General features: G+C 46.9%; 9 protein-coding genes. 4 read left to right on the top strand and 5 right to left on the bottom strand.

Annotation, left to right across the window (positions count from 1 at the left end; all coding sequences use genetic code 11):
* Window positions 1-451: 451 nt before the first annotated feature.
* The 4 genes from ruvB (at window position 452) to DQN70_RS00030 (ending at window position 6,791) form a co-directional block, all read left to right on the top strand.
* Window positions 452-1,498, top strand: a complete 1,047-nt coding sequence (gene ruvB, locus DQN70_RS00045) for a Holliday junction branch migration DNA helicase RuvB (protein WP_036887990.1) — start codon at window positions 452-454, stop codon at window positions 1,496-1,498.
* Window positions 1,499-1,672: 174 nt separating this feature from the next.
* Window positions 1,673-4,231 (top strand): DNA gyrase subunit A, encoded by a 2,559-nt coding sequence (gene gyrA / locus DQN70_RS00040; RefSeq protein WP_036890045.1) that lies wholly within the window; start codon window positions 1,673-1,675, stop codon window positions 4,229-4,231.
* Between the two features lie 79 nt (window positions 4,232-4,310).
* Window positions 4,311-5,519, top strand: a complete 1,209-nt coding sequence (locus DQN70_RS00035; protein WP_036890044.1) for a tetratricopeptide repeat protein — start codon at window positions 4,311-4,313, stop codon at window positions 5,517-5,519.
* Window positions 5,520-5,795: 276 nt separating this feature from the next.
* On the top strand, window positions 5,796-6,791 hold the full coding sequence (locus tag DQN70_RS00030) for a class II fructose-bisphosphate aldolase (protein WP_023939732.1): 996 nt from the start codon (window positions 5,796-5,798) through the stop codon (window positions 6,789-6,791).
* Between the two features lie 120 nt (window positions 6,792-6,911).
* On the opposite strand, the gene DQN70_RS00025 is transcribed toward DQN70_RS00030, so the two are convergent.
* From DQN70_RS00025 to dnaA, 5 genes are all read right to left on the bottom strand, one after another.
* Window positions 6,912-7,340: a hypothetical protein gene (locus tag DQN70_RS00025; protein ID WP_023936197.1), complete on the bottom strand. Its 429-nt coding sequence runs from the start codon at window positions 7,338-7,340 to the stop codon at window positions 6,912-6,914.
* A gap of 12 nt (window positions 7,341-7,352) precedes the next feature.
* On the bottom strand, window positions 7,353-8,666 hold the full coding sequence (locus DQN70_RS00020; protein WP_023939731.1) for a 3-phosphoshikimate 1-carboxyvinyltransferase: 1,314 nt from the start codon (window positions 8,664-8,666) through the stop codon (window positions 7,353-7,355).
* Window positions 8,663-10,114, bottom strand: coding sequence for a CCA tRNA nucleotidyltransferase (locus DQN70_RS00015; RefSeq protein ID WP_023939730.1), 1,452 nt, complete (start codon window positions 10,112-10,114; stop codon window positions 8,663-8,665). The genes DQN70_RS00020 and DQN70_RS00015 overlap by 4 nt, the downstream gene beginning before the upstream one ends.
* Window positions 10,115-10,331: 217 nt before the next feature.
* Window positions 10,332-11,087 carry a TrmH family RNA methyltransferase gene (locus DQN70_RS00010; RefSeq protein ID WP_231968829.1) on the bottom strand — a complete coding sequence of 252 codons (756 nt, stop codon included), beginning with the start codon at window positions 11,085-11,087 and terminating at the stop codon, window positions 10,332-10,334.
* Window positions 11,088-11,365: 278 nt separating this feature from the next.
* Window positions 11,366-12,772, bottom strand: coding sequence for a chromosomal replication initiator protein DnaA (gene dnaA / locus DQN70_RS00005; protein ID WP_042225728.1), 1,407 nt, complete (start codon window positions 12,770-12,772; stop codon window positions 11,366-11,368).

Raw genomic sequence — 12,772 nt, 5'->3', positions numbered from 1 at the left:
TCACAAATCAATATCTTTGCAAGTGATAATAGTGAGCGTTCTTTGGCTATTCAAAACAGTGTACCTCAAAGCACTCCGCTCATTTCTAAATCGTTACCTATCTATCCACTACTAAATGGTAACACTCTGCTCCTCAGTAAGATAGTTCGCAGGCAAAAAGTCTCACAGGAGAAAAAATGATCCCTTTGAAACGCCCTGTTCATCAATGTTTTGAGAAGGCGATATAAAACATAAAAAAAGGCATGTCTACTTGTCTACAACAGTCTCTTTTCTCCCCTCTTTTCCCGGTTTTTGTCATGATAGGAAATTAACAAAACTTGTTGGTTTTGATGGTCGAAGCAGGAGCTTTCTTCAGAGACTGCTGCATGGTCGTTCTTGTTGTACGTCATTCCCGGCATTGGGGCTTTCGGTGGTGTATTTTTCTCGCCCTGTCTCATTATCTTTGCAGCAAATGAGTTCGGATTTTAATATTCACAACGAACGGAATATACCCATTGCTCCCGAGGAGCGCGATTTGGATCGTGCGCTTCGGCCTCATCGTTTTGAGGATTTCAGTGGGCAAGACAAGGTAGTCGAAAATCTTGCAGTCTTTGTTCGTGCTGCCAAGATGCGGGGGGAGGCTCTGGATCATGTGCTATTGTATGGCCCCCCGGGTTTGGGCAAAACGACCCTTTCTCATATTATCGCCAACGAGTTAGGGGTCGATATTAAGATCAGTTCGGGGCCAGTACTGGATAAGCCTGGGGATTTGGCGGGTCTGCTCACATCACTTGAGCCGAACGAAGTCTTATTTATAGATGAGATTCACCGGCTTAGCCCTGTTGTAGAGGAGTATTTGTATTCTGCAATGGAGGATTATCGCATTGATATTATGCTTGATAAAGGGCCTTCGGCTCGATCTATACAGATTGATCTCAGCCCTTTTACCCTGATTGGAGCTACAACTCGTTCCGGGCTTCTTACGGCTCCTCTCCGAGCTCGCTTTGGTATCAATCTGCATCTGGAGTACTATGATACGAACACGATCGCCAATATCGTGGCCCGGTCGGCACGGATATTGGGAGTTGTGTGTGAACCGGAGGCTGCTCGGGAGATTGCCGGACGTAGTCGGGGGACTCCTCGTATTGCCAATGCTTTGTTGAGGCGAGTGAGAGATTTTGCGCAAGTCAAAGGATCTGGAAGGATCGACCTGGAGATAGCGAACTTTGCCCTCGAAGCCCTCAATATAGACACCTATGGTCTGGATCAGACCGACAACAAACTGCTTTGTACTCTCATTGATAAGTTTGGCGGAGGGCCAGTGGGGCTCACGACCATTGCGACAGCTTTGGGAGAAGATCCTGGCACTATCGAAGAGGTCTATGAGCCTTTCCTTATACAGGAGGGGTTTCTCAAGAGAACTCCAAGAGGTAGAGAAGCTACCCATTTGGCTTATCGACACCTCGGACGCTCTTTGCGTCCCTCCGTCGGAGAGCTTTTTGAGGATGGTGATTTTTGATCATTGAGTATCATTTGTTCGTCCCCTTTGATCGACCGTAAAGGCTGACTCTCTCCAAATGTAAAAAACTTGCTTTTGGCTTTCTTTTTTTAGCTGTCGTCTCATCGAAAAGACGTACCTTAGTGGCATTAAATTCATAAATCACGCGTTGTCGGCGTGGTATTGGTTTGTAATATGATAGATTCAGAGGATAAGATTATCAATATTGATATCGACAAAGAGATGCGCACGGCCTACATAGACTATGCTATGTCTGTGATAGTGTCTCGTGCTTTGCCTGATGTGCGCGACGGATTCAAGCCCGTGCACAGACGTGTGTTGTATGCCATGAATGATACCGGCAATGTACACTCGTCACCACACAAGAAAAGTGCAAAAACCGTCGGTGAAGTGATTGCTAAGTATCACCCACACGGGGACAGCTCGGTGTATTTCACTCTGGTGAGATTGGCCCAGCCTTGGAATTTGCGCTACACGATGGTAGATGGGCAAGGTAACTTTGGCTCTATCGATGGCGACTCCCCCGCAGCTATGCGTTATACGGAGGCCAGGCTAAGTCGCATAGCAGCCGAAATGCTGCGTGACATAGACAAAGAAACCGTAGACTTCCAAAATAACTTCGACGATACATTGCAAGAGCCGGTTGTCTTACCGACTCGTATCCCTAATCTGCTTGTCAATGGAGCAGCTGGTATTGCGGTGGGGATGGCAACCAATATGCCCCCTCACAACTTGGGCGAAAGTATAGATGGCTGTGTAGCTTATATCGATGCCGATGGCGAGATAGAGATTTCTGAATTGATGAAGTATGTCAAGGCTCCCGATTTCCCGACCGGAGGACTGATATACGGCTATGCCGGAGTAAAGGAAGCTTTCGAGACAGGACGAGGACGGATTGTTATTCGCTCTCGTTGCGAGATCGAGCAGCATGCCAATCACGAGCGTATCATAGTGACAGAGATCCCCTACCAGGTAGTCAAATCCGACTTAGTCGCTTCGATAGCTCAACTGGTAAACGAAAAGAAAATAGACGGAATCTCAGATATTCGAGACGAATCGAACCGGCAGGGTATACGTGTTGTGATAGAGATTAAGAGAGATGCCAATGCTTCTGTTGTGCTCAACAAACTTTACAAGCAGACGGCCCTCCAAAGCTCTTTCAGTGTAAACAACATTGCGCTGGTGAACGGACGTCCTATGCTGTTAAACCTCAAAGATCTCATTCGAGAATTTGTCGATCACAGGCACGATGTGGTGACTCGCCGCTGCATATATGAGTTGAGAAAAGCCAAAGAGCGTGCGCACATCCTGGAAGGACTGCTCATCGCCGTAGATCACATAGATGAGGTAATAGCTATTATCCGTGCTGCCAAGGATCCAAACGAAGCAATGGCAAACTTGATCGCTCGCTTTGAGTTGAGCGAAATACAGGCCCGGGCTATCGTAGATATGAGGCTCAGAGCCCTCACTGGTCTGGAGCGTGAAAAGCTGCGGAACGAATATGAAGAGATTGCCAGACAGATTGCCTACCTCGAGATGCTCCTCGGTAGCAAAGAAGAGCGAATGAAGGTGGTCAAACAGGAACTGCTGGAGGTACGAGAGAAGTATGCCGATGACAGACGCTCCGAGATTATTTACGCCAGTGAAGAATTTAACCCAGAGGACTTCTATGCCGATGATGAGATGATAATCACACTCTCTCACATGGGGTACATCAAGCGCACGCCTCTCACAGAGTTCCGCACTCAGTCAAGAGGGGGAGTAGGGGCCAAGGGGTCGGATACCCGAAGCGAAGACTTCGTGGAATATATCTATTCGGCCTCGATGCACGCAACGATTTTGCTCTTTACAGCCAAAGGTAAATGCTATTGGCTCAAGGTGTACGAGATCCCTGAGGGGGCCAAAAATGCCAAGGGTAGAGCTATACAGAACTTGCTCAACATAGATCCTGACGACAAGGTGACTGCGTTCATCCGAATTAAAGACCTGACTAAAGACGAGGCCTTTGTCAATTCTCATTACCTGATGTTTGCCACAAAGACGGGTATGGTGAAGAAGACCTTGCTGGAGGCCTATTCTCGCCCTCGCACCAATGGAGTGATCGCTATCAATCTCAATGAGGGAGATGAGGTCGTAAGTGTGCGTTTGACCAATGGCCGAAACCAGATCCTGATTGCCAATCGAAACGGACGAGCTGTGCGTTTCGACGAGTCTACAGTTCGTACAGTCGGTCGCAACTCGATAGGGGTGCGTGGTATGCGTCTGGATGAGGATGGGCAGGACGAAGTGATAGGTATGATTGCCATCAAACACCCCGAGGAGCAGACTGTATTGGTGGTGAGCGAACATGGCTATGGCAAGCGATCTTCGATAGAAGACTATCGCACAACCAACCGAGGAGGTAAGGGTGTCAAAACCATGCAGGTAACGGATAAGACCGGTCATTTGATCGACATTCGTGCTGTAGAGGAGGATAATGATTTGATGATTATCAACAAAAGCGGTGTTGCTATTCGTATAAGTGTGAAGGATATAGCCGTGATCGGTCGTGCTACGCAAGGTGTAAGGCTGATTAATTTGGATAAGCGAGGTGATGATATAGCTTCCGTCTGCAGTGTCATTTCGGAGGAGGAAATGGCCGAAGCAGAGACTCCGAAAGGAGAAGGGGTCACGAGTCTCTCCACTACTGATGCAGATACAACGGCCGAGGATGACATAATTGTCGAATCCTGATTTATCTTTGCTTCACCTTTGAAAGAATAATAGATTGTAGGATTTCTTAAGTATAAATCTCAACCAATAAACGAAGAGAATGAAAAGGATCGCATTTATATTGGCACTGGCCCTCTGTGCAACTGCCGGTGCTATGGCTCAGAAAAGCAACGTGAGTGCTGCCGAGAAACGAGCAGAGCAGAGTAAGCCTGATTTTGAAGAGGCGCGTACCCTTATCAATGCTGCCAAGGAAAATCCTGAGACAGCTAATGATGCCAAGACTTACTACACGGCTGCCCACATCGCTGAGACTGAATTTCGCTACTGGCTGGATAAACAGCAAAAAGGAGAGGAAGTGGATGTGGATAAGATGTATGCTGCTGTTTTGAGGATTTTTCCCGAGGCAATGAAGGCTGGAGAATTGGATAATATGCCCAATGAGAAAGGAAAGATAAAACCCCGTTATGCTAAAAAGTTGGCCGAACTTCTGAAGCGAGACTTGACCTATGTATATAATGCAGGTGTGGTATATTCTCAGGCCAATGACATGAACAAATCTCTCGATGCTTTTGAGCAGTACTACAAGATCAAGAGCCTGGGGATGTTTGCTTCGGATCCGGAGGTTTCCACACAGGACTCCTCTTCGGTTGGCGTTGCTGTGATTGTGGCCGAAATGGCAACTCGCACCAATCAGCCTGACCGTGCATTGAATATCCTCTCTATTGTAGAAGGTGCTGCTCGGGGAGACCAAGGCTGTCAAGTACTTCGCGGAAAAGCCTCTGCTTATTTGGCCAAACAAGACTCTGTAGAATATCTGAATCTTTTGCAGAAGGGAGCCAAGGAGTGTGCCAATGACTTTTTCTTTTATGCTTCTTTGGTAGACTTCTATGGTAGTAAGGGACAGACTGATGAGGCTATCAAGTATCTCGAAGATGCGATTACTATCGCCCCCAATAATGCTCAGCTGTATCTGGTGATGGGAGACCTCTTTCATGTCCAGAAGAATGACATTGAGACTTCTATCAAGTGGTATAGCAAGGCTTTGCAGATCAAGCCTGATGATGCAGAGGTGAACTTCAAGTATGCTAATGCTCTGTTCAATGAGGCTGCCGAACTCAAGAGTGCTACAAACTACAACCCAGCAATGGAAGCGAAGGCCAACGAACTCCTCAAGCAATCTCTACCTCTGTTGGAGAAGGCTGATGCCCTTCGCCCGGATGACAGCAAGATTTTGTATATGCTGAAAAATGTATACTACAACCTCAAGATGATGGATCAGTACAAAGCCATCGAAGCTCGAGGATTCTGATGTAAACAGGTTCAGCCGAAGAGAAAAGCCCTTGTCATCCATTTGAGGATAGCAAGGGCTTATTTCTTTCCTTCTCAAAATAAACAAGGCTGTGAATGCTCCCTCTATTCCCTAAAAATATGCCTCAGAGGGCTTGGCCCAGAAGAGGCTTTTATACCGAGTAGTAGTGGGGATAAATCCAAATACAAGGGCTATCTTTGTCGGTAGTGGTCGTGGTGATTATAGCCCGGCATTTTCTTTATCTGATCATTCATTACAAGTGTAAACAACAATCATATGGTAAGTTACAAAGATTTGGGCTTGGTGAACACCAGGGAGATGTTTGCCAAGGCAGTGAAAGGTGGTTATGCCATACCGGCTTTCAACTTCAACAACATGGAGCAAATGCAGGCTATCATTCAGGCTGTAGTGGCTACCAATTCTCCGGTTATCTTGCAAGTTTCGAGTGGCGCACGTAAGTATGCCAACCAAACTCTGTTGCGTTACATGGCTCAAGGAGCAGTAGAGTATGCTAAAGAATTAGGTTGTGCCAATCCGCAAATTTGTTTGCATTTGGATCATGGCGATACTTTTGAGCTGTGTAAGAGTTGTATCGAAATGGGCTTCTCTTCGGTGATGATAGATGGATCAGCTTTGCCCTATGATGAAAATGTAGAGCTGACTCGTCGTGTGGTGGAATACGCTCACCAATATGATGTTACTGTGGAGGGCGAATTGGGAGTATTGGCCGGTATCGAGGATGATGTGCAGCATGAGTCTCACACCTACACACGCCCGGAAGAAGTGGAAGACTTCGTCAAGCGTACCGGTGTAGACTCTTTGGCTATCTCAGTAGGAACATCCCATGGTGCTTACAAATTTACTCCAGAGCAGTGTACTCGTGATGAGAATGGAATATTGCAGCCTCCTCCCCTGCGCTTTGATATTCTGGAAGAGATTGAGCGTCGTATCCCTGGCTTCCCAATTGTGTTGCATGGCTCCAGCTCTGTACCTCAAGATAAGGTGGCGACCATTAACAAGTATGGAGGAGCACTGAAAGATGCCGTAGGAGTACCCGAGGAACAGCTTCGTCGTGCAGCCGGCAGTTCGGTGTGCAAGATCAATATTGACTCTGATGGTCGCTTGGCCATGACAGCTGCTATCCGAGAAGTAATGGCTACTAAGCCAGCCGAGTTTGACCCACGTAAATACCTCGGCCCGGCTCGTGACAGCCTGAAGGAATTGTATATGCACAAAATAGAGAAGGTGCTTGGTTCGGATAATAAGATCTGACGAGGTGTCTATTCCCTCCTCTTTTGCAAGGAGGGCTAAATAAAACGACCGCCTCATGGTTCTTTTAGGAACTGTGAGGCGGTTTTCTTTCTCAAAGAGGGAGAAAATATAGAGAGTCGTTTAAGAGCGTGGCTTTTCTTGCTCTTTATACAGTCTATGTGCTTGTTGTCTGACGTCATCGGGCAGAGTGATTCCTCTTTGTCCGAGGCTGAGTATCCATGGCTTTATGTCTTCGGGCAGAAGGGTGTAAAGGACTTCGTAGAAAAGAGTCTTATCCTCTTCGTTGTATTTGTTGGGAGGAGTACCACAATAGCGATCGAGTTCTTCGTCATCGAAATAGGTCGGTTTCGCCTGTTTATGTCTTAGAGCCGGATCATGTTCGCAGACTTCATGTTTGCCACAGCAACCTTCGGGGCGTCGATAGCTTGAAGGTTCCTCTGCGGGCAGTCCTCGAGCAATCCGATTGCGTTTTTCTCTTCGAGAAGCTAATAAAGCAATCAGAGCTAACAGGGTAATTGAGATAATAAAGATGAGTATGGTATTAGTCATATGGTTTGAGAACTAATAAGCATTTCCATTGGAAGTAAATAGGAGTCCGCAATGCTCTGCTACCGACTCAAAGTTGGGAAAAGATTTGGATACAGCTTCTATCCCACGAATACAAAGTCCGTTTGTAAACCGTCTGTCTGCAGAAGCCATGGCAAAAGCCATAGCAATACGATGATCGTCGTAGCTATCTATTGTAGGGATTGTCTCTCTCATTTGCTGAACAGGAGTACTATGGTAAACGAGACTATCAGAGTGAATTTCTAAGCCTTTGTATCCCAGACGGAGCAGTCCCTCTGTTACGGCAGCGATTCGGTCACTTTCCTTGTGCCGCAGGGTAGCAATACCTGTGGCGACAAAAGGTCTCTCTTGCAGTGTTGCAGCTACAACCCATGCCGGAAGCATATCGGGGCAGGAAGAGAAGTCCGGGCGAAGGATAGTCTCTTGATTTTTCGACATCGAGTTATACTCGATAATAATACCATTCTTCCTTTGTCGGCTTTCCACGCCCAGCGCAGCAAAGTATTCAGTGGCCTTTTTATCTCCTTGTATTGAGTCTTGGTAGATTCCTTCCAGCTGTAATTGTAAGGAAGGGGAACGATGAATAGCCAATAAGGTGTAGAAAAAAGCTGCTGCGCTCCAGTCTCTCTCAATCATTGGTAAGGGGAGAGGCGTATAACTGCCGGCAGCAACCGTATAGGAGCGATAGTCAGGTGACACTTGCACTGAAACTCCGGCTCGTTTCATCACCTCTATCGTCATTGCTATGTACGAGACTGAAGCCGGAGGTGTAGACAATTGCAGACATAGGCCATCCGGTAGACAGGGGGCAATTAAGAGCAAAGCTGATACGAATTGAGAACTCAGCGAAGCATCTAAATCGATTATCTTGCCCCCTTCCAGCTTTGCCGGTTCTATGTACAAAGGAGCAAAACCTTCATGCGCCATGCAGGTGATACGAGCACCAAGCATACGCAGAGCATCGATCAATGGTGCGATTGGTCTGTTGCAGAGCCTGGATATGCCAGTAAGGAGAATGGGAACTGAGGTTTGCAGTGCAAAATAAGCTGTGAGGAAACGTAAGGCTGTACCGGAGGCCTGCAGGTCAATTGTAGCTTCTTGATGTAGACTTGCGCTGAGAGCGTGCTGCAGTACAGCGAGATCATCCGAGAGAGACTCGGTAAATCCATTAACGAAGGTTTGGCTCTTCGTAGAGAGTGCTGATATGACTATCTCTCTGGAGCAGATGCTTTTGGAGAAAGGCAACCGTAACGGTATGGGACTATCCGCTTGTGCCGGTCTACGAAAATAGATTGTCTTGCTTATCACTTCGGGTTAGGGTCTTCAATCCCATTTGTTGGTTGTAAACCCAATTGGGCTGCTCGTTTGAGCATAAAATGGTAGGCAGCTTCGTATTCGTTGGGGATCAGGCCATCAAGGATAGCATCTTTTATGGCATCTTTGATTTGTCCTACGGGAAGAGAGGGAGGTAGGCCGAATATGCGCATGATATCCTGCCCATCTATAGGAGGCTGGAAGTTGCGTATACGATCTTTCTCCTCTATTTCTTTCAGTTTGTGTCTTACCAGACCGTAGTTATCCAAATAACGCTTCACTTTAGCTGGATTTTTGCTTGTGATGTCAGCTTCACAAAGCATCATTAGATCATCTATATCGTCTCCGGCTTCAAAGAGTAGACGCCTCACAGCCGAGTCTGTCACACCTTCATCTACAAGTGATTGAGGACGCATATGCAGGTCCACCAACTTCTGCACATACTTCATCTTGTGATCCATGGGTAGCCTTAGCCGCCTGAAAAGAGGAGGTACGATCTTGGCCCCTACAAAATTGTGATTGTAGAAAGTCCAGCCTGCCCCGGGGACGAACTTCTTTGTTTTGGGCTTACCCACATCGTGCAATAGGGCAGCCCAGCGAAGCCATAGGTCATCGGTGTGCTTGGCGATGTTGTCTACAACTTTGAATGTATGAGTCAGATTGTCTTTGTGTCCGATCCCTTCTTTCGTTTCAGCTCCTTTGAGAGCATAAACCTCAGGCATTACGATCTCCATCAGTCCACTCAGAGCAAAAAGCTCCAACCCCACTGAAGGCTTGGGTGAACGCATTATTTTGTTGAACTCGTCTGCAATCCGTTCTTGAGAGACAATACGGATTCGCTCGGCCATCTTACAAATCGCATCCCAAGTAAATTCTTCGATTATAAAACCTAACTGGGAAGCAAAGCGAATTGCACGCATCATGCGCAAAGGATCATCGCTAAACGTGACTTCTGAATCCAGAGGGGTGCAGATTGTGTATTCGTAGAGGTCGGCTACTCCGTCGAACGGATCTGTCAGACGGGCGTATGTCTCAGTATTGAGAGATAGGGCCAGCGCATTGATCGTAAAGTCTCGACGTCTTTGATCATCTTCCAATGTCCCATCTTCAACAACCGGCTTTCTGCTGTCTGGAGAGTAGCTCTCCCGTCTGGCTCCTACAAACTCTATTTCGTATTCCTTGTATTTGACCTGAGCTGTCCCAAAACGGGCAAAGACTGACACATGAGCTTCGCGCCCCAGTTTACGTGCTACAGCTTTAGCCAGATCAATCCCTTTGCCTACAGTCACGACATCAATGTCTTTCGATGGTCTGTGGAGCATAAGGTCTCGTACATATCCTCCTACGACATAGGCCTCCAACTTCAATTCATCTGCTGTACTACCAATGAGGCGAAAAATAGGTTTGTCTATAGCTTCGTAGAGCTCTTGATTTGTTAGCATGGGTGCAAAGATACGATGATGAGAGCTTTGTACACTCTTTTGTCGAGTCGGACAAATCCAAATAGTCAAGTATGCTCGAGGAATTTCAACATGAGATTCAAGAATTTATTTCGTTGTGTTTCTCTTGAGATGGTCAAAATATAGTCCGGCATAAAATCCGTTCAAGAACTTATTTCGAGGTGTTTCCCTCCCTGTGTGTTCCTCGTTCCCTTTTTTTTCAGGATTTGGTTCCCTGCCAATGGAAGAGCATAATAGCTGTAGCCACGGCCACATTGAGGCTCTCCGGATGTCCTTTGGGATTTGCAGCAGGAGGGATATGTACTGGTTTGTTGCAATACGCAGCCAGATCGCTGCTGATGCCTTGTCCTTCATTTCCCATCAACAGAAGAGCTTTTTCTTGAGGTGAGGGGAATTGTATTTCTCGGATAGAAGGACCATGCAGGAATGTGCCATAGATATTAAGTCCAGCCTGACGAGCCTCCTGAAGCAACTTGCCGGGTTCTTCCAGTGTAATAATCCTGGTTTGCCCCAGGGCCCCCATCGTCGCTCGAACTACTTTGCTACCGAAAGGATCGGCTGTGCCGGGAGTCAGAAAGATTGTGCCAACACCAAACCATGCTGCTGAACGGATGATGCTGCCCACATTGCCGGGATCTTGCACTGTGTCGAGGAGTAGTGTCAGTCCACGGAGGTATTCGAGTGAAGGAGCGGAGTATTGAGGTCGGTAAAAGATTGCTATGATGGGCTGGGGAGACTCTAATTGGCTTACTTTGTCAAAAGGGAAAGATTCGGGAACAACTTCTGTTCGTTCGGCTTGCTGATTGTCAATGCAGGATAGAGCCGACTCTGTTGCTATCAGCAAGAAGCAGCGGAAGTGTGGCATTAGCTCATTCACCACTTTGGCTCCTTCGGCGACAAATACCCCCTCTTTATCTCGTACGCTTTTTCGGTCAAGCGAACGAATCCATTTCATTTCGGCTCTGCTGATCATCTATTTATATCCTGCTGTATCGTATCTGTTTGCAAAGGTGCACTATTTTGTCGGAGTCACGGTCTTGTCTTTTGTTCCTCTTTAATGAAAGCCTTTCATATGTCCAGAGGGTACTGAGTCCCGACAAGTTGGAACAGTGTATTGTGAGAATAGACAAAAAACAATCGGGGGCTGCCTCAAAATGCGAGTTTTGAAGCAGCCCCCTACACAGCCAATATGTTCTCTTTTTTTCTTTCTTTTGGGGGGTATACCCCTACTTCTTAGGAATGTACCCCGATAGATCTTTCCAGATTTTCGACAAGGTGTTTCAAATCCGACTCTGTGCACATTCGATCACATATCGTATTGTGCCCATGCAATACTGTTGTATGATTTTTCCCTCCTAACATTTGCCCAATGGCATTGAGAGATAGAGGAGTATATTTCTTCGCCAGATACATGCAGAGGTGTCTGGCTTGTACAATATCTTGCAGGCGACTCTTACTCCGTATCTTCTCTATAGAAACGGCACATTGCACACTCACTTTCTCCAGAATCAGCTCCATTGTGATTTCCGCATTCTCTACCTCTACCGAGCGTTTCACGATGCACTCGACAAAATTCAAGTCTATTTCTTTCCCTTGAATTACACTATTGGTGATGAGTGAAATCAGTGTACCCTCCAACTCACGGACATTCCCTCGCAAGTTATCTGCCAAATAGTTGATCACTTCTTCTTTTAGGTGGACACCTTCCTGCTCCATTCGATGGTGTAGGATCATGTGCCTGAGCTCGATGTCCGGTCTGTCGATAGGAACCACCAAGGCACCGCTGATACGAGTGATAAGTCTATCGTGCATCCCCTTGAGCTCTACTGGTGGCTTATCCGAGGTGAGGATTAGCTGCTTGCCAAGCATGTAGAGGTGATTGAATATCTCAAAGAAGGCCTTTTGTGTACCGGTTTTTCCGATCAATCCCTGTATATCGTCAATGATCAAAACATCTATCTGCTGATAGAAATTGATGAAGTTGTTGTATTGCGATGAGCGAGAGGCCGTTGTGTATTGCAACTCAAAAAGATGAGAGGACACATACAAGACTCTCATCTCCGGATGCAACTCTTTGACTTTAAGGCCTATTGCTTGGCAGAGATGAGTCTTCCCAACTCCACTCGGCCCATAGAGGAAGAAGGGATTGGAAGACGGTGTCCCCGGCACAGATGCAATTGTCTGACCTACCGTTACAGCAATTTTGTTGCAACTACTCTCAAAAAAGTGTTCGAAAGAAAATCGAGGATTAAGATTGGAGTTGAACCCCGATTGTACTGCCACAGGTTGAGGAGTCCCGGGCATAGTAATAGGTAACTGTGTGCTGGCTCTGGAGCGAGATGGAGAGTGGATACTGGCTGCAGAAGGGCTGCCGGAAGTACTGTCTACCAAGGCATCATACACCAAACGTCCATCAGCTCCAATTACTTGCTGAAGTGCTTGTCCCAACTGCTTTACATAGTTGGCCTCAATATGTTCGAAGACAAAGACACTCGGCGCGCGCACCTTGATTGTACGCCCGTCGAAGTCTACTGGTACCAAAGGGGTAAACCAAGTGGTGTATTCTTCTTCGTTGAGCAAGGAGCGCAAACAAGCGAGACAGTCCTGCCAGACTGTAGTATAATTGGAGCTTCGATCCAT

It is taken from the genome of Porphyromonas crevioricanis (genome assembly GCF_900476255.1).
GTDB classification, from domain to species: domain Bacteria; phylum Bacteroidota; class Bacteroidia; order Bacteroidales; family Porphyromonadaceae; genus Porphyromonas; species Porphyromonas crevioricanis.
This window is presented reverse-complemented; position numbering and strand designations above follow the sequence as displayed.